General features: G+C 61.5%; 12 protein-coding genes. 4 read left to right on the forward strand and 8 right to left on the reverse strand.

What is annotated here, in order from left to right; translation table 11 throughout:
• Positions 1-682: 682 nt before the first annotated feature.
• From JQ587_RS13310 to JQ587_RS13320, 3 genes are all read left to right on the forward strand, one after another.
• A complete protein-coding gene (locus tag JQ587_RS13310; protein WP_212425576.1) occupies positions 683-1,852 on the forward strand; it encodes a calcium-binding protein in 1,170 nt (389 codons plus the stop codon).
• A gap of 203 nt (positions 1,853-2,055) precedes the next feature.
• Positions 2,056-3,882, forward strand: coding sequence for a type I secretion system permease/ATPase (locus tag JQ587_RS13315; protein WP_212425791.1), 1,827 nt, complete (start codon positions 2,056-2,058; stop codon positions 3,880-3,882).
• 164 nt (positions 3,883-4,046) lie between these two features.
• On the forward strand, positions 4,047-5,381 hold the full coding sequence (locus JQ587_RS13320; protein WP_212425577.1) for an HlyD family type I secretion periplasmic adaptor subunit: 1,335 nt from the start codon (positions 4,047-4,049) through the stop codon (positions 5,379-5,381).
• A 59-nt stretch (positions 5,382-5,440) separates the two neighbouring features.
• On the opposite strand, the gene JQ587_RS13325 is transcribed toward JQ587_RS13320, so the two are convergent.
• From JQ587_RS13325 to JQ587_RS13335, 3 genes are read right to left on the reverse strand one after another with little or no spacing between them, the layout of a single operon-like run.
• On the reverse strand, positions 5,441-6,061 hold the full coding sequence (locus JQ587_RS13325; protein ID WP_212425578.1) for a type VI secretion system-associated protein TagO: 621 nt from the start codon (positions 6,059-6,061) through the stop codon (positions 5,441-5,443).
• The gene (locus tag JQ587_RS13330; protein WP_212425579.1) at positions 6,058-7,080 is read right to left on the reverse strand and encodes a TAXI family TRAP transporter solute-binding subunit; all 1,023 of its coding nucleotides are present in this window, start codon (positions 7,078-7,080) and stop codon (positions 6,058-6,060) included. Before JQ587_RS13330 ends, JQ587_RS13325 begins: the two co-directional genes overlap by 4 nt.
• 44 nt (positions 7,081-7,124) lie before the next feature.
• Positions 7,125-9,095, reverse strand: coding sequence for a coiled-coil domain-containing protein (locus JQ587_RS13335; RefSeq protein ID WP_212425580.1), 1,971 nt, complete (start codon positions 9,093-9,095; stop codon positions 7,125-7,127).
• A 240-nt stretch (positions 9,096-9,335) separates the two neighbouring features.
• Here JQ587_RS13335 and JQ587_RS13340 point away from each other — a divergent pair, with 240 nt between their 5' ends.
• Positions 9,336-9,848: a DsrE family protein gene (locus JQ587_RS13340; RefSeq protein WP_212300690.1), complete on the forward strand. Its 513-nt coding sequence runs from the start codon at positions 9,336-9,338 to the stop codon at positions 9,846-9,848.
• Here the strand turns inward: JQ587_RS13340 and JQ587_RS13345 are convergent.
• From JQ587_RS13345 to JQ587_RS13365, 5 genes are read right to left on the reverse strand one after another with little or no spacing between them, the layout of a single operon-like run.
• Entirely contained in the window at positions 9,845-11,281 is a 1,437-nt protein-coding gene (locus tag JQ587_RS13345; protein WP_249154305.1) for a lipopolysaccharide biosynthesis protein, read from the reverse strand. The two genes, JQ587_RS13340 and JQ587_RS13345, sit on opposite strands and share 4 nt — an antisense overlap.
• The gene (locus tag JQ587_RS13350; protein ID WP_212425581.1) at positions 11,278-12,156 is read right to left on the reverse strand and encodes a nucleoside/nucleotide kinase family protein; all 879 of its coding nucleotides are present in this window, start codon (positions 12,154-12,156) and stop codon (positions 11,278-11,280) included. The genes JQ587_RS13345 and JQ587_RS13350 overlap by 4 nt, the downstream gene beginning before the upstream one ends.
• 38 nt (positions 12,157-12,194) lie before the next feature.
• Positions 12,195-13,724, reverse strand: a complete 1,530-nt coding sequence (locus JQ587_RS13355; protein WP_212425582.1) for a hypothetical protein — start codon at positions 13,722-13,724, stop codon at positions 12,195-12,197.
• Positions 13,725-13,726: 2 nt separating this feature from the next.
• Positions 13,727-15,706: a GumC family protein gene (locus JQ587_RS13360; protein ID WP_212425583.1), complete on the reverse strand. Its 1,980-nt coding sequence runs from the start codon at positions 15,704-15,706 to the stop codon at positions 13,727-13,729.
• Between the two features lie 19 nt (positions 15,707-15,725).
• The gene (locus JQ587_RS13365; RefSeq protein WP_212425584.1) at positions 15,726-17,138 is read right to left on the reverse strand and encodes an O-antigen ligase family protein; all 1,413 of its coding nucleotides are present in this window, start codon (positions 17,136-17,138) and stop codon (positions 15,726-15,728) included.
• Positions 17,139-17,141 lie beyond the last annotated feature (3 nt).

The raw sequence follows: 17,141 nt of genomic DNA on the forward strand, positions 1-17,141 counted from the left end.
CCGACGTTGAAGTTCCATTCGACACCTCCGGGCTCTACGAACCTACTACAGGTGTCCACTCATTCGGAGGAGGTTCAGTGGAAACATCCTTCGTCGGGAGTAATCCGGAGCTACAAATCAACCCGGCTTGCTTCTATCGCCTGCACGCGCTCGGTTTCCACAATAAGAGCTGCCCCTTGGCCAAGCTCGATGCGCGGGAAAAAGCGGTGTGGGAAATGCCCTGTGAGCCCCCGAGACGAGCAGCGTACTTTGGGCTGCCGTCTTCGCGAAACTCAACCCGCGTGCGGTCATCGCGCGCTCTCGGAGCATCCGATTGAACGGTACGATCGTAACTGAGAATACTCCAATAGGGGTACCTCGACTGGCCGTTCTGCTGCTGTCTCCCGGTGAGATCGGAGCGGCTCGATCAAGTTTTAAACGTCGGCCATGCACGAGGATGCGGCGCATCTCGCGTATAGGTCACACCACAGACTACTGACAGCGTTGGAGAAACGCCAGCAAAGGGCGTTTGAGGCAAATTGGGGCGCAATTGGGCGTCCAACTTTTCGGCACAATAACCCCTTGGTTCCGCCCAATCGAGCTGAGATTCCTGCCCCAAACGTAAAGATACGTTCACCCGCAATGAGGGCCGGTCGCGCTCAGACTTACAGGTGCTGGGGGTATCATCACATAGGGGAATCATTTGACAACGCTACACTACACCGCAGGTAACAACTTCACCGCGCAGGGAGCCTACGCTCCGGCCACAGCGGGCTTCAACCTGGCCGATGTCTCGTCCGTCGACGAGCTCAACTCATTGCCGGCAGGCGTGAAGGGCATGGTCTACCTGGATCAGGGCGACGGTGTTACGCAGAGCTTCATCGATGCGCTGAAGCCCTATATCGGAAATCCGAACGTGTACGGCTTCTACCTCAAGGATGAGCCGGATCCCACGGGCCAGTACAATACGCTGGTGACGGCGGCCAATCTCAAGGCCGAGTCCGATTACATCCACGCCAATTTTCCCGGCGCGAAGACCTTCATCACCATGATGAACATGGGGTCATCGGAAAATCCGACCTACGCCAACACCTACAACCCGACGAACACCCACATCGATCTGTTCGGCATCGATCCGTATCCGGTCCGCACGGACATGAGCACGGTCGATTACAACATGATCGACAAGGCGGTGGCTGCGGCCGAATCCGCGGGGATTTCGGCAGATCACATCGTCCCGGTGTTCCAGACGTTCGGTGGCGGCAACTGGGTCGATGACAGCGGAGGCTCCTACGTGATGCCGACGGCCGCGCAGGAGCAGACGATGCTCGCTCATTGGGCGGCGCTCATTCCGAATCCGGCCTTCGATTACGCCTATGCGTGGGGTTCGCAGAATGGCGATACGGCACTGGAAAGCTCGTCGGCGTTGCAGAGCGTGTTTTTGCAGCACAATACCGCCGCGGGCACGACCGGAGGCACGACGACCGTGACGGGGTCGACCGGCGGCACGACGACCACGACAAGTGGCGACGGAACGACCACGGCCGGTGGCACGACGACGGGCACTGGCACGACCACCGGCACAACCACTGGCACCACCACCGGCACTGGCACGACCACCGGCTCGACCAGCGGTTCGACATCGACGACGACCGATGGTGGTCACCATCATCACCATCAAACGCTCGATTTCTCGCAGCTTGCGACCGGCACAACGGCGTCGTCGACGACCGTTACGGCGTCCACAGCGTCGACCCTGCCCACAAGTGGAAGCAGCACGACCGACGCGACCACGACGGCGTCGACGGATATCGGGACTCACTCGACCGATTGGATCGGTCACCACACCGACCATCACGCTTGGCACTTCTGAGTTTGAAGGACGTCTTCATCAACAGAGACATACGCGGGGCACGTCCCCGCGTATGAGAATTTCCTAGGGGATCACTCGCGGCCGCCGTGGCCCGGGTCGGGGTGCCATTCTGCGCATTGCGGAATGTTGGAATGCGAGCGCTCGCGCTCGATCACATGCAATTTCAACCGCTTGCCGCTGCCCTGCCCAGGGGCCGCCCGGATATGCACATGTACACAACGGCAAAGGTCTCCGCGCTCGCGGACGGATTTCGTCAGATACGTCCCGGCCTGCTTGCGGCCGGCGGATTATCGATCTTCATAAACCTGCTGGTGTTCGTCTCGCCGCTCTACACTATGCAAATCTACGATCGTGTGCTGACCAGCCGGAACGGGATGACCCTCCTGCTGCTCTCGCTGATCGCGCTTGCACTGTTCGTCAGCTACGCAGCACTCGAGCATTTTCGTAGCCGGGTCCTTGTCCAAATCGGAATCCGGTTCGACCAGCTCCTCTCGGGAGAAGTCTTCGAGACCGCACTGGGGCAAGCCCTCAGCACGAGCAGCTCACATCATGTCCAATTGCTGCGTGACGTGGACACTCTGCGCGAGGTCTTGTCGGGTGGCGTGATCACCGCACTCATGGACGTGCCGTGGACACCGATATTTCTCGCAATTTGCTTCCTGCTCCATCCCTTGATTGGCTTGGTTGCCCTGATCGGTGCGCTTGTCATCCTCTTGCTGGCCTTCCTCAACGAGCGCGCCACCAAGGCACCGCTGATTGCGGCCGCATCGAAGAACCTTGATGCCCTCGACCGGTTGACATCCTCGCTGCGCAACGCCGAGGCGATCCGTGCACTCGGAATGGGACCTGCAGTGCGAACCGCCTGGAGCTCGACCCACGGCAAGGCACTCGTCGACAGTGCCCTTGCGGGTGAGCGTGGCGGCACGCTCCTTGCGATCTCAAAATTTCTGCGGATGGCGCTTCAGGTGTCGATCATGGGCGTGGGAGCCTACCTCGCGATCCAGCAGGAGATCTCGGGAGGAGTTCTGTTCGCTGCCTCGCTCATTATGGGGCGGGCACTCGCGCCGGTGGAAGCAGCCGTGTCGCAGTGGAAGGCCCTCGTTGTCGCGCGTACATCGTATGCACGGCTTGAAGCCGCACTTTGGACCCGGGCCGCAGAGCGCCCGCCGACCAGACTGCCGGCGTTGGCTGGCGAGGTCTCGGTGGAAGCGGTGACGGTCCTCGTACCCGGATCGCAATTGCCGGCAATTGCAGATGTGTCTTTCGGGCTTGCTCCTGGCGAGATCGTCGCGGTGGTCGGGCAGTCCGGATCTGGGAAATCGTCGCTGGCACGGGCGCTTGTGGGCGCCTGGCCCGCCGTTCGCGGCTGCGTGCGCATCGATGGAAACGATACGAGGCATTTCGATTCCAACTTCCTTGGGCAACGCCTCGGATATCTGCCGCAGGACGTGGAACTGTTCGCCGGCACGGTGCGCGACAATATCGCTCGCTTTCGCGATGACGCGACCGACGAGGCTGTTGTCGAGGCCGCACAACTGGCGTCGGCGCACGCCATGATACAGCGGCTTCCGAAGGGTTACGACACCGTGATCGGAGATAACGGCGCGGGACTTTCAGGCGGTCAGCGGCAGCGTATCGGGTTGGCGCGCGCGCTGTTCGGCCGGCCGGTGCTGATCGTGCTCGATGAGCCTAACGCCAATCTCGATGGCGACGGCGACCGCGCGCTGGCCGATGCGATCCAGATGCTGCGGAAGCAGCGCGTGACGGTCGTGATCATCAACCACCGTCCTAATCTGCTTGCCCTGGTCGATAAGATCGTCTTCATGCACGAAGGGCGCTTGGGGCGGGTCGGGACACGCGACGAGCTTCTTCCCGTGCTGCTGGGGCAAGCCGTCACGCCGATGCACCGTGATGGCCGAGTGCCAGCCGAGCGCCGCCACCCGGCCGAAGCTCATCATCGCGCCGATGGCGCTCCCCGCAACGTGCACCTTTCGAATCCACCGCGTCCCGCTCACGCGACGAGGCAATGATGGGCAATATGATGTCGGTTGAAGAGAGGGCTCTTCCAAGTGAATTCGCCGAGCTCCTGCGACGCTTGAGCGACAATGGCAAGCCTCCGCAGCGCCACGCCCTGTCAAGCGGCACTGTCAGCATTCCGTCGCTGGCAAGACGCCTCATTCGTCGAGCGAAGGCGATGCGATCGATTCTTTCGAAACGCAACGCGGGACAAGACCACGACGGTCCTTCCGGCAATTGGCACAGCCCGGCGAGACGCGGCTTTGCGATTGTGTTCTTCACATTCGTCGTGTGTGGAGGGTGGGCCGCCATGGCGTCGATCGATGGCGCAGTGGTGGCCACCGGCTCGGTTGTTGTCGAGAGCGACAGGAAAGCCGTGCAGCACCTCGAGGGCGGAATCGTCCAGAGCCTGATGGTGACTGGAGACGCCCACGTCGTAGAAGGGCAAGTCCTGCTACGGCTCGAGTCAACCCAGGAACGGGCAAAAGAGGAGATCGCGCGCTCGACCGTCTATTCGGCCGTCGCCGAGGAGGCGCGGCTGCAGGCCGAAGCCGAGGGACGCGACGACGTCGTGTTTCCTGCCGAACTCGTCCAGAAGACCTCGGATCCATCGGCACAACGCGCAATAGGAGACCAGAAGAGGCGTTTCGACGAGCGCCGCGCTGCGCGAAAGATCGAGATATCGATCCTTGATGAGCGCATTGCGCAGGCGCAGCGCCAGATCCAGGCAAGCGATGCGCAGAGCAGGGCCTCGCGCGCGCAATACGACAGCGTAAGCGCGGAATACGCCAAGCTCAAGCCGCTCGCCGATCAGGGAATCGTGGCGTTCGCACGCGTCGCCACTCTGGAACGCAGCAAGGCCGAGCTCGATGGAAAGGTCGGCGCTTACGAGGCCGACATGGCCCGCTATGGGCGCGTCATCGACGAGTCGCGACTGCAGATCAACCAGGTCGGACAGAAGGTCCTGGAGGAAGCGACTGCCAAGCTCGCTGAGACAAGGGCGCAACTTGCCGATGCGCGCGAGAAGCTGCGAGTCGCCTCCGACGTTCTCGCCCGCATGGAGCTGCATGCGCCGCGCTCTGGACGTATCGTGAATTTGAAGGTCCATACGGTCGGTGCCGTGATCAAGCCGGGCGAAGTGCTGATGGAGGTCGTGCCCGACAACGATGTGCTCGTGGTTGCGGCGAAGGTGTCGTCTCTCGACATTAATCATGTCCAGGTTGGTTTGCCCACCGAGATCCGGCTTCCCTCATTCAAGGCGCGTTCGACCCCGATTGCCGTCGGCGAAGTTCTTTCAATCGCAGCCGACGCCGTTCGGGACGAAGCGACGCATCAGCCTTATTATGAGGTCAAGGTCTCGGTTCAGGTGGCGCAATTCCCGGAGAAGCTGCGTGAGAAGCTCAAGCCCGGGATGTTAGCCGACGTTCTGATTGCTACCGGCGAACGCACTGTGCTGGCGTATCTGACGCAGCCGATGACGGATGCGATACGACGCGGTATGCGGGAGAACTAGTTTTCCCCAAGGAAGGAGTGGAGCAAGCGGGCCGCCTCTGCGGTCAGATGGGGCGATGCTCAGGAGCCGGGCCAGCCGCAGGCTGTCGCGAGCTTGCCGCGAACGAAATCGAGGCCGGTCAATTGAAACGTGCTTTCGTATGGCGGCGCCTTTCCTGCGTAGACCCTGATCATGAGCCGGCCGTCCTGCGGCATTGACCGCAACAGGCGAACGACGTCGCCCTGAAAGGCAAGTCCTCGGCCTCCATCCGCGGCGCGCCAGCGCTGCTCGACGGATGGCTCGCCGTCGACCTGGTACGCGACCTTCGCGTCGCCCTCTACAGGTGGGGTCCAGGACGGCGAGGCGGCTATCATCAAATCGGTACGACCGGCGCGACAACGGATGGTGATCGAGGTGGGAGCATCCTTTGTCGTAGGGTGTCCCATAACCTGCGCCGTGATCTGCGGCTTGTAGTCCACGGGCGATGTCGTCTCGCTGATGATCCAGTTCTGCGCTCGAGGTGACGGCGGGGTGGTTGGTCCCGCCGCCTCGCCGAGCGACTCATCGACACATTTCAGGCGTTCCATTCCTTCCAGCCGAGCACATTTCTTCAACCGGTCCGTGGCATCACCCGCTCGTGCGCAAGTCGGCGCGCCCATGATTGCCAATACGATCAAAGCCAGGGCGGCCACGCTGTTCATCGTGACAGCCCGACCGTCGCGCCCGGCGCGCGATCGAGCCATTCCTGCGCGGGGCCGAACCGGGCGAGGCCGGGTACGTTGGCGCGGAGGCTCACGTCCTTCCATTTCGAATCGAATCCGGGCGACTGCAACCGGTCGAGCCGGCTGAACAAGTGATCCACAAAGCGGGCCATGCGCGCGTAGCGGTCGGACTGTTTCGGCCAATTATAGCCCGCCAGGATAGTGGGGACCGCGATGGTCGAGATGCGCGTTCCTTTCGGGACGAGGCTCGGATAGTCCGTCGAGTCGATCGCGGAGGGAAGATAATAGTCCTCGAAACGCGAATCGTACTCCACGGGCAGGAACTTGAATCCGGGCTCCCAACGTCCCTTCAGGAAAGCGTCGATCGGCTTCGATGTGATGAATACGACGGCTGCGATCTCCCCGCTCTTCATCTGCTGCAATGCGACCTGATGAGGGATGAACATCTTGTCGACATTCAACCCCAGTCGGCTGAAGATCAGAGGACCGGAGTATGCGGCTGCCGTGCCCTGCGTGTTGAAATTCACCTTCTTTCCCTTGAGGTCTTCGAGCGAGTTGATCTCGGGGCGCACAAAGACATGCAGTTCGGCCGGAAATAGATTGAGAATGTAGACGATGCGCCGATCAATCGACGGGACCTGAACTTTGTATTCGTCGAGGGCGTCCGTGTTGATGATTGCCGCATCGACGCCCCGCAGATAGAGCAGCGAATTGACGTTCTCCGTCGCGCCCGTCGTCACGATTGGGATGATGTGGAGCTTGTCGTCCTCGTTGGCGACGCGGGCAATCTCTGCTGCAAGTCGCAGTGGAGCTCCCTCGATGAGACCGCCTGCGAGCCCCACGGTCCAGGCATTGATGCGCTCTTTTGCGATCATGTCGGCGTTCTTCGCCGGCGCTGCGGCTTGCGTCGCGGGTGTCCGGACGGACTGGGCGTTCGCCGCCATTTGCAGTCCGAGCAGCGCCGATGCAATTGCGAGTGCCAACCTGATCATGGACATGGATCGTTCTCCGTCGTCTGGCTGCTTGGAGAGCCGGTGCGGCTCTATTTCAGCGTCTTGATGCGCTCCTCTGCATCGTCAATGCCGCCTGCCTTTGCTCTTTGATACAAATCGCGCGCCTTGTCCCGATCGCCCGCGACCCCGCGCGCGTGCCAAGATTCCAGCACGGGCGGATCGTAAGTCTCCGCAAGCATGAAAGCGGCCTGCGCGCTGCCATGTGCGAGAGCTAGCTCGAGCAACTGGCGGGCGCTGCTGATGTCGACCTGCCGCAGCAATGCATTCGCCCGAGCAAGCAGCCTCTGCTCGTCTCCGAGCGCGAGGGGCGTCGCGCTCGCCGAGGCGGAGCGCTCCGGTGCCGGAGCGTCCTTCGTACCGGGATCCGCGGACGGGACGGGAGTCGTTGGTTGTGCCTGCAATATCGATGAGCCAGATTGCGAGCGAGGTTGTGAGTTGGGAGTGACCGTCCGGGCGGTGTCTTGCTCGCGCGAGCGAGGCCCGCCCTTACCATCGGAAGGGCGCTCACGCTGCTGGGAGGTCTGTTCCGGCGACCTTGTCGCGGGCGAATCTATTGCCGCGGGTTTTCTGTTCGCTTGTTCGATCCGAGCCCTTGTCAGCGCAAGCTCCCGTGCGAGGCCGTCGGCGCGCTGGCGCTCACTGGCGAGTTCATCGCTCTGTTTGGCAGCCGTCGCGTTGAGTTCCGTGACCCTCAGGATCTCGGCATAGGCGGCGGCGAGGCCCGCGGACCGCTCTTCGACCTCCTTCCGCGCCGAGGCCAGTTCGCGAAGCAGAGCTTCGCCCCTGTTCCTCTCTCTGACCAATTCCTCCTTGTTCCTTGCCTCGGCCGCATCGACGGCCCGCGTGGCCTGCTCGGCGGTGGAACGCGCGTCATCACGTTGCTTCGCCAGCGATGTTGTTTCGCCTGCGAGCGCATTGGCTCTGTCTCGTTGTACGCCAAGGTCGCGTTCCAGCGTCTGTCTCTGCTCGGCCTCGGCGCTGCTGGCTTTCAGATGCGCGCGTCGTGCGGCGTCAAATTCCGCTTGGACCGAGGCGAGTCGATTCACGGCGGAATCTGCCCGGTCGCGTTGCTGCGCCAGTGCGTTCTCCAGGGCGAGCTTCGCCTCGGAGCTTGCTTTCGCCGCATCTGGTGCCTCGGTTCGTGTTGTGTTAGCCGCCGTCCGCAGGGCATCCAGTTCAACGGACGCTGCGTCGGCCTTGTCGCGTTGCAGCTTCAATTCCTGCTTCAGCGCTTCGTTTCGCGTGGCTTCGGCAGCGGCTGCCTTCGAGGCGTCGGCGGCCGCCGTCCGTGCGGTTTCTAGCTCAGCCTTACGGGACGTCTGTTCAGTCACGAGCGCCGCGAATTTGTCGCGTTGCTGCTTCAGCTCAGACTTAAGCTCTTCTTTCTGCGCGGCCTCGGCGCCAAGAGCGTTTGTAGCTTCCGTCGTGGCGCTACGCGCGATATCGAGGTCCGATCGCAGCGCCGCGACCTCTGCCGCGGCACGCTCTGCGTCGCTTCCAGGTGCAGCGGTCGGCTCTTGTTTGGGTTCTGCGGGGAAGACCTGCATCGCCTTTGAAGCTGCGATCCGGGTTGCGTCGAGCTCCGCCCTGAGGAACGAGAGGTCCCGCGTCAGATTGTTCACCTTGTCGCGTTCCAGCTCGAGCGCGTGGGTCTGCCTGATCCCCAGCTCGATGGCGCCGATCGCGTGCTCGCGCTCGAGCTTGACGGCATTGAGCTCTGCCCGGACATTTGCGAGCTCGCGCGCGAGCCTCTCTGCTCGGTCGCGCTCCTGTTCAATCGCCTGGCTCTGTCCGATCCGTTCGGCTTCAACTGCCGTAAAGCCGAGTTCGATATCGTCACGTGAGCCTCCATGCGCAAATCCTACAAGGAGTGTCAGGATGAAGGTCGTCGCAACGGCGGTCCGCGCGACATCTCCGCCAAGTGATCCGCCCTGTCGGACAGGACGTGGGACGCCGCTTGGCGAGACTATCGTCTTGTGCGCAATTGCCTGCAACCTCATCGTGACGGCTCAGATTGGCTAGGCTCCGTATCGTCGGCGTCATCAATGACACCGCTTTGGTTGGCGCTCTGTCGATGTGGCAATGTAGGTAGCCACTAAGAAGTAACGGCGCCTCGCTCGGGGAATAAAGTAGATTGTCCGCACTGCTGCTGAGGGTTTCTTGACCAGCGCAGCCGCGCGCAACAGATTGAGGCGGGTCAACGAGACCCTCCGTGTTCCGCACATTCAGGGGAAGACAGCATGAACAGAACAGTCATCGTTTTCGCCAGTGTGGCCTTTACAGGCGCGTTTCTGGTAAACGCCATCCAGACAAGCCACGCTTCTCAGGCCGGCAGCGCCAAGCTCAACGCCAATGCCAAGATGGTGGTCAGTCCCAAGCGGGTGCAGTCGCACAGACTCGTCGTCCAGGTCGACGTCAATGATCCGGCGATTATGAACCTTGCACTGAATAACGTCAGCAACACTGTTCAACACTATTCGGAAATTGGACAGAAGGTTGAAGTCGAGCTGGTGGCGTTCGGACCGGGGCTGCACATGCTACGAGACGATACCTCGCCGGTGAAGGCACGCATCAAGTCCATGAGCGAGACCATGCCCGAAGTCGCGTTCTCCGCATGCGGAAATACCAAGGAGAATATGGCAAGGGTCGAGGCAAAGGAGATTCCTCTCATCTCGCAGGCGAAGGTCACCAAATCCGGCGTGGTCCGGCTGATGGAGCTACAGGAGCAGGGCTGGAGTTACCTGCGCCCCTAAAGCGGTGCCCGCTGGCGCGTCGATGTGTTGTGTTTGCGAGGTGTGAAATCCAGAACGGAGGACGCATCGACATGGACATCCGGCCGTGCCGCAATGTTCTTCTTGCGGCTCGGCACCAATAGCCCAAAGACCCCGGGCAGCAGTCGCAGATGGCGTGAGATGAAGACGGCCATGGCGATGTGCCAGACGATCAAGGCGGCCGAGCTGGCGATCGCAGCGCCGGTCAATCCAAGCCAGTAGATGAATGCGACGCTGGCCAGGATGTTGCCCGCCGCGCTCATGACCAGCAGAACGGCCGCCGCCCGCTCATGCTCGGTCATCGTCATAATGAGCAGCAGGGAACCGAACGCGGCTGCGACCACCTGCCCCAGGAGGAGGATGTGCAGGGCAGGGACGCCTGTCACGAAATCCGCGCCGAACCAGGAGAGAAGCGGCTCGGCCATGATGGCCAATCCGAGCGCAATGGCCAACGCGGCAAAGAGGGTCCATAAAGCGGCCCTGGTCACGAGTGCCTGCAGGGTCGTTCGATCGTTCCCCGTGAAGAGGCTTGAGATCGTCGGGGCGAACAGTGTGTTGATCGCTGTGCGGGGCAATGCCACCAGGAACGCAATGTTGAAGACGAGGCTGTATATTCCGGCCTCCCTGGTTTCTCCGAACCAGCCGAGCAGCACCACGCCGGCGCGGTTGAGGAGCGCTTCTGCCCCCGCGATGATCATGAACGGCACGGCGGTCTGGCGCCAGCTTGCGGGTTCATATTGAGCGTCAGCAGTCCTGATTGAGTCCGGACACAATCGACGAACAGCTTGGCTTGCGAGCACTAGTCCGAAGACGGCGCCGGCAACGGACGCCAACATGATTCCCCGCGCATCGACCTGCGATCCGAGCAAAGGACCGGCCACGACGACAATAATCACAAGCAGCCCGTCCCGCACCACGCGGTCGGGTATCAGTGCCGGCACAACCCCGCCGAAAGCCCGGACGACCGAGCAGCGTATCCATAACAGCGCCAGTATGGGGATCAGAAGGAAGCCAACCAGAAAGGTTCTTTTCAGTTCCGTCGGGAACGGGCTGGGCCAGATGTCGATGATGGCCGCTCCGACGAATGCAACCAGAAGGCTTACCGCAAGTGAACGTCGTTCGGCGTATTGGATAACACCCCGTGCAAGGCTGCTCGCTGCCAAGGTCTGATACACGGACACGAAGCGCAGCAATGCGATGTCGAAGCCGAGCGCGCAGAAATAGGCGAGAATGGTTATCCAGGCGATGACATAGGCGTAGACGCCGTAAGTGTGAGCGCCGACAATTCTGGCTAGCAAGAGCTGCGAGCACGCGGTTACGCCAGCGCTGGCGACATAGATCGAAAATGCCGCAGCTCCCCCGACGACCACTCGCCTGATCCGTGCGCTGCCGGCGCCTCGCTCATGCATGTTCATTTTCTTGTCCTTGCAGTGCCAGTTCTATCGAGTGCTCCGAGATCCGGGTCGAAAATAGTTGAGATTAACGAGGAGTGGCCTGAGATATCCGCTCCAACATGTGCCGGCTTGGTCGCGGCGCGCTTGCGTTGCTCGACCATGCTAACGATCTGTCGTTCCATCTGCTCGACGGCCGCGGCAAGAGACGGTTGGTTGACCGAGGAGATGCTCACGACATTTCGGCCTTTCCTGCACAGCAAGTCGTGCAGGAGATCGACGACGTTGCGTGAACTGAGGCTGGTTTCCAGGTCCAGCTCAAGCAGTCTTTCGACCTTGCTCCCGAGATCATGTCGGTCGCGGAGCCGCTCTTCGAGCAGTTTGGCCGGAGCGTCGAGACGTATCAGCAGGTCCGGTTCGGGGACGAGATCCAGCGCATACGAGATCAATGCCTCGTCTGCGATGCCGCAAAGGAGTGTCAGGGAGCAAATGGCCTGGACGAACGCTTGATCGAACAAGACGATGCGCGCAATCGCGGATTTGCGATACCATGCGTGCGACAGCCTGGACATGTATTGCAGCAGTCTGAGCGAGGAGAGCGCGTTGGAGGGCGGAAGAACCTTGATCAGATTCAACGCTGTTCTGAGATCGCGGGACAGCCCTCGCGGCCGAACCAACATGGATGCCAGCTCCGTGGGCGGACGCGTCAAGCGCCGTACCGCGAACGCTATCTTACGAAGGGCCGTCGACGGTTTGGGGCTCTCGCTCGGCGAACGCTCCGCCGGTCGGTGACTCAGTACGAGGTCCACGGTGTAATTGTGTTCACGCAGACGCGCTGCAAGAGTACGTGCAAGAGTGGTCTTGCCGGCGCCTGGAGGGCCGAAAAACTCGATGATCATATTCGAATCCGGACAATTGCTTTGTTTTATCGCTCTCACTAAAGCAGTCGCCACACCTCCTTCTTCACCGCGCGAATGACGTCGGGCAGGGGCTGTTGGGCATCGATGGAAACGACGCGCGCGCCGGAAAATGCCAGTCGCGGGATCGCCGCGATACGCTGCTTGATCACGGACGGATCCATGTCGGGTTCGCGTCGAGCGCAAACCTCGGGCGGAACGACCAGCTTGATCACAATGTCCGGTGGAAGGCGCTGGGCAAGCGAATAGGAGTTGGCCTCAAATCGACGCAGCCATTGCGGGATGCCGATAAGGCGCGGCATCAGCGGACCTTCATTGAAACCGGCGATCTCGTTCTGCGGGTATCGATCTGTGACCACGACAAGGCCACGACGGGCTCCGCGATGCGCTGTCGACAGCTTGATCCGCTTTTCGATGGCCGTCGCCGTCGCCCAGATCGTCATGAGCGCACTGTACAATCGGCCCGGGGGACGATCTGATATCTTGCCATGCGATGAGCCTTTGGGCTTGGTCTTGAACAGGGGCGTGATCAGCGGCACCATCAATTTGAGGGGCCATAATATGAGGGAAGGGCGTCCTGCCCCGGTCCCGAAGTAGATCGGAATGACGTCCATCTCCTCGCCGAGCCACTGCCGAATGGTCGCGACGATGGTTGATTTCCCGCTGCCGTCGACGCCGATGACGGCCACAACGTGCCCGCCGCCGGGGGCCCGGCGGCTCCACGGCCGGGGGATGCAGAGAAGACGCTTGTTCAGGTGGCCAGCGAGGAGCTGCGCGACGCGTATCATCGTCCGCAGTCCGGCCTCGAGATCGTTGTAGATTCGATGCGGCGCGAAGTGTCGTCGGAGTAGCCGGCGCAAATGTCGCTGATGCTCCAGCTCGGGTTGGCAATAGAGAGCATCGGCGACCACGTCAGCCAACTCGCCGCCCAGCAGTTCGGCGGCTCGTCTTCTGAGTGCCGTGCGAGGAATTCGGTCGGCGAGTTCCGCGCGATCACGCGCAAATTTGTGCGTCATTGCCTGCCAGTTGCGGAGCACGACCGGATCCGATCGCCTCAGCTCTAAGCACCCACGTACAATCAGCAGCAATGCCTCGTCCACGGGCTCCAACATGCGGATCAGCAGCCCCGGATGAACAATCGCTCGCCTCGCCAGGGCCTCTTCCCACGGCAGATGGTAGTTTTTGAGCAAGCTGGTGCCCGCGACCAGTCGGATGTGCAGATGAAGATGCACGATCCGGCCACTTGGTTCGTCGTATCCGAGATAGCTCGAGAGAGCCGGATGGTCGCGACAGGCGACGGCGGGAAAGAGCTTGAGGCCGCGCTCGAGCAGGATCGCCTGGGCGCGGTGCTGATCCCGTTGTGCGACAAGCAGATCGACGTCTCCCTCGCCGGTCAGAGCGCGGTGGAGTCGATTGCTACTCTTCCAGTAGAAGTAGGTGATGTTGTACCGATCAAACTCACTCAGGACCATGAGCACCAGCGGCAAAATCGTGTTCTCGGCAGCTTGACCAGCCGTCGGGTCGGTCCTGTGCAGGGCATCCTGTCTCATCCTTAGTGCCCTTTCCGCCCGAATGATCTTGCAATGTCCAGCGCTTGAAATCCGATCTCCTGCATCCAATGATGCAAGCTGGAAATGGGCGCGAGACATCTTGCAACAAGGCCGGCGCGGGGCGCGCCCCGGGAGCCGGCGACGAATTCGCTGGTGTCTCCATAGCGGTATTGCGCATGTCTCTTGAGATCGACCTGAGTGACGATCGCCGCCGCAAAATCAGCGCGCTCGTTCTCGAGGCGCCCACCGTTGCGAAGCAGTTCTAGGGCGTTCTGAGCGAACTCCCGCCTCGTGCTCCCCCATTTGACGACGAAGAGAAGATTGTCGGCGATCGACGGGAGTAATCGCGCCTCGACGGTTGCGAAGACAGGCGGACCATCGATGATGATGCCATCGTAACGTTCGCGTAGTTGGCGAATGAGGTCGCCCAACTGTTCAACGGTAGTCATGGGGTCGAGCCGGTGGCAGGGTATTCTGACGTAGTCGAAGCCGGCATGCGGAATGTGCCTGATCGAGTCCGCCAGCGACCGGGTTTGCAGACCGACAATTCGTCGCTCGCCGGCGTTGTCGAATTCTGCCGCTTGCTTGCCTTTGTGATGGTCGATTGCGATCAGGAGCGCACGTCGCCCGAGGAGGCCGACATAAGCCGCGAGGCCTCGAGCGAGCGTAGTTTTCCCCTCGCGGGCAATGCTGGAACTGATCAAGACCACTTTCGTGTGACCTGGCTCACCCAGCCGCAACGCCGCAACTGCGGACCGCAGTCCTTCCGCGTACGGGGAAAATGGTTCCGTTCGAAGGTAATTGACGGAGTGGTTCAGTTGCTTTGGCGGTATTCGGGGGACTAGGCCGATACAGGCAAGTTCGAACGCCTCGGTGACTTCCTTCTCGCTGCGCAGCCCGCTGTCGAGGCGCTCCAGGATGAGAGCTACGAAGCCTCCGCAAATCAAGGAGACGATCAAGGCGGGGAGCATGAACAGGATCGGATTCGGCGAGCTCGGCCGAGACGGCGGAGACGCTAGCGAGAGAATGCTTACATCCGGATTGACGAGTTCTTCCTGTTCGCGGATCTCCTTCTGTCGCTGAAGAAGACTTGCGTAGAGTTGCGCGCTGGCGGCGGTCCGGCGCTCGAGCTCACGTGGATCGAGGTCGGCTTCCTGCTCCTCGGTTGCGGCGCTGCGGCTCGCATCGGAGCGCCGCTGAATTGCCTTATGCAGTGCTGCGCTGGTCCGCTCGATATCGCCCTTGACCGTCGCAATACGTTGCTCCAGACGAGCTAGTTCGCCGGTAGTGTAGGCTCGTTGCTGCTCGGCATTGCTCTGGACGTAGAGTTCGACGATCCGATTGACGATGTCGGCAGCCCGCTCGGGAGTCGTCCACTGGAAGGTTACGTTGATGATGCGCGAGCGGCGTTCCTGAAGGACTTGCAGGCGGCGCTGAAGATCGTCGAATTTCAGGCCAGCGCCGGCTCGCTTGTGATGGAGGAGCGGTCCAATCCAGACGCCCAGCCGGCGCTCGAGTTCCTTCAGGCCCAGCGACCCGGGCTCGTTCGTCTGGGGTTCAGCCGGAGCCGGAGTGACGGCCGGATCCGCTTCGGGGTCGGGTGTCAGTCCGCGAAAGCGTGGATCGTTCCGAAAGCTGTCGAGAACGTGTCGCAAGTGATACGGAGAGGTCAGCATTGTGACCTGAGTATCCACGGCCTGCTGGAGCGCTTCGGGGCTGAGGGACGCCGGGCCTTGAACCTGAACGAGCTGTGCAGTTGCGGTATATTTGGGCGCAATCAGTAGCCCGGTGACGCCCGCCAGGATTGTTCCCACGCCCGCGACCGTCAGAATGAGCCTGCTTCTGCGACGCAGGATTCCAATGACCTGCCGGAACCCTACTTCGGGAGAGATCTTCGGCCGGTCTTCTTGCCGCTGGTCCTCGAACTGGGGTCCCAATGGTATACGGTCGGCGATAAGGCCGGCTTTATCCATCAACTGCATCGGTACCTCCATTCCAGCGTCATACGCGTAGTCGGATTGAGCCCGGGCCCTGTCTTCTCGCGCCATGTTCGAAGCCGAGCCGCGGGCGCGAAAAGAGGGGGCTGGCCCTGCGAGCATGGCCGCGTAGCCCTTTGCCTGCCGGGGACGATTGTCGCTGGCCGGTCGCGATCGGCTCCGCGACCAGGCAGATGGCGATCACAAACCAGAAGATCGGATGCCGAAGCAGGAAGGTCGCGATCGCGTAAATGCAGAGACCGCACAGCAGGGCCGGCAGCCCCGCTTGACCGCTTCGGTACGCGGACCAGAAAGCCGATGCCACGAGCCCGACGAAGCTCAAGACGAGAAGAAGCCCGCCCTGGGTAAAGAGATCGAGCATCGTATTGTGCGCCTCGAAGTTCGGCACAAAGGAGGGCTTGGGGTGTTCGACAAACTCGGGATGCGCCATGTTCATCTGTCGCGAAGCGACGATCGACTGCGGAATTTCGAGATGCGGACCAGGGCCCAGGCCCAACGACCCCGACTCGAGCCCTCGCCGGATCGCCTGTTCCCAAAGCTCAAATCGCAGTTCGGTCTTCTCCCGGGTTTGCTCCGGGTTTTCACGTGCCATCGACTTGGCCAGGTCTCTGGCTTCGACTGCGATCGAATAGGCCAGTGGCGCGATCGAAATCACGATCAAGGGCAAAGCCAGCGCGATCAGCCAGGCGAATGACGAGCGGAAGCTGGTCTGCATCCGCGAGAACAGCCATGTGCGGCATTTGAATGCCACAAAGATCGGTCCGGCAAGCACAAGAATGAGCGTGAACGAGTCGCTACCTGTGAGCCGACCGGCGTAGGTAGGGATGATGGCGCAGGCAAGCGCGCCGATCCTGGCGCCAGTCGTAGTGACCGTTTCCGCAAGATGAAGCGACAGAAATCCAAGCACCATGCAGAGCACTGCGAGTTGGTGCGGATTCGACGACCATCCCCGGAATTGGTCCCACCACAACGGATCGACCGATGGGAGATCGTAGAATCCCCAGGCGTCGGCCAGCTGTGCGGCGATCACGGGACTGCCCAATCCGCAGAGAAGCCAGGTGATCCGACGTAGCCGCGCTCCGGGATCAGACCCGACCAAGCTCAGGCAGCTGACGGCAGCCAGCAGAGGATAAGCCATGACGTCATGCAGGAACCACTCGGGATCATGCTCGTCGCCGATCATCTTTGCAGTCAGTGTTCCGAGGCTTTGTGCGAGCACAAACAGCGACCAGAACAGAAGCAGCCGCGACAGCGCCGGCGTCAGGTGAAAACGGAGGAGGGTTGCCTCGCGGCCGAGCACGAGGGTCACCCAGACGAAAAGACAAAGTTCGCCTGGTCCGACCGGCAAGCCCGCGAGCCGCAATTGGGAGGCGGGCGTCAGCAGCAGCCCAAATGCGAACAAAAGGTCCAGGATCATCGA

It is taken from the genome of Bradyrhizobium manausense, from assembly GCF_018130615.1.
GTDB classification, from domain to species: Bacteria; Pseudomonadota; Alphaproteobacteria; order Rhizobiales; family Xanthobacteraceae; genus Bradyrhizobium; species Bradyrhizobium manausense_A.

Coding starts and splice junctions, on each gene's coding strand:
- JQ587_RS13315 (WP_212425791.1), top strand. CDS start 2,056: ATGCACATGTACACAACGGCAAAGGTCTCCGCGCTCGCGGACGGATTT.
- JQ587_RS13320 (WP_212425577.1), top strand. CDS start 4,047: ATGCGATCGATTCTTTCGAAACGCAACGCGGGACAAGACCACGACGGT.
- JQ587_RS13325 (WP_212425578.1), bottom strand. CDS start 6,061: ATGAACAGCGTGGCCGCCCTGGCTTTGATCGTATTGGCAATCATGGGC.
- JQ587_RS13330 (WP_212425579.1), bottom strand. CDS start 7,080: ATGTCCATGATCAGGTTGGCACTCGCAATTGCATCGGCGCTGCTCGGA.
- JQ587_RS13335 (WP_212425580.1), bottom strand. CDS start 9,095: ATGAGGTTGCAGGCAATTGCGCACAAGACGATAGTCTCGCCAAGCGGC.
- JQ587_RS13340 (WP_212300690.1), top strand. CDS start 9,336: ATGAACAGAACAGTCATCGTTTTCGCCAGTGTGGCCTTTACAGGCGCG.
- JQ587_RS13345 (WP_249154305.1), bottom strand. CDS start 11,281: ATGAACATGCATGAGCGAGGCGCCGGCAGCGCACGGATCAGGCGAGTG.
- JQ587_RS13350 (WP_212425581.1), bottom strand. CDS start 12,156: ATGATCATCGAGTTTTTCGGCCCTCCAGGCGCCGGCAAGACCACTCTT.
- JQ587_RS13355 (WP_212425582.1), bottom strand. CDS start 13,724: ATGAGACAGGATGCCCTGCACAGGACCGACCCGACGGCTGGTCAAGCT.
- JQ587_RS13360 (WP_212425583.1), bottom strand. CDS start 15,706: ATGCAGTTGATGGATAAAGCCGGCCTTATCGCCGACCGTATACCATTG.
- JQ587_RS13365 (WP_212425584.1), bottom strand. CDS start 17,138: ATGATCCTGGACCTTTTGTTCGCATTTGGGCTGCTGCTGACGCCCGCC.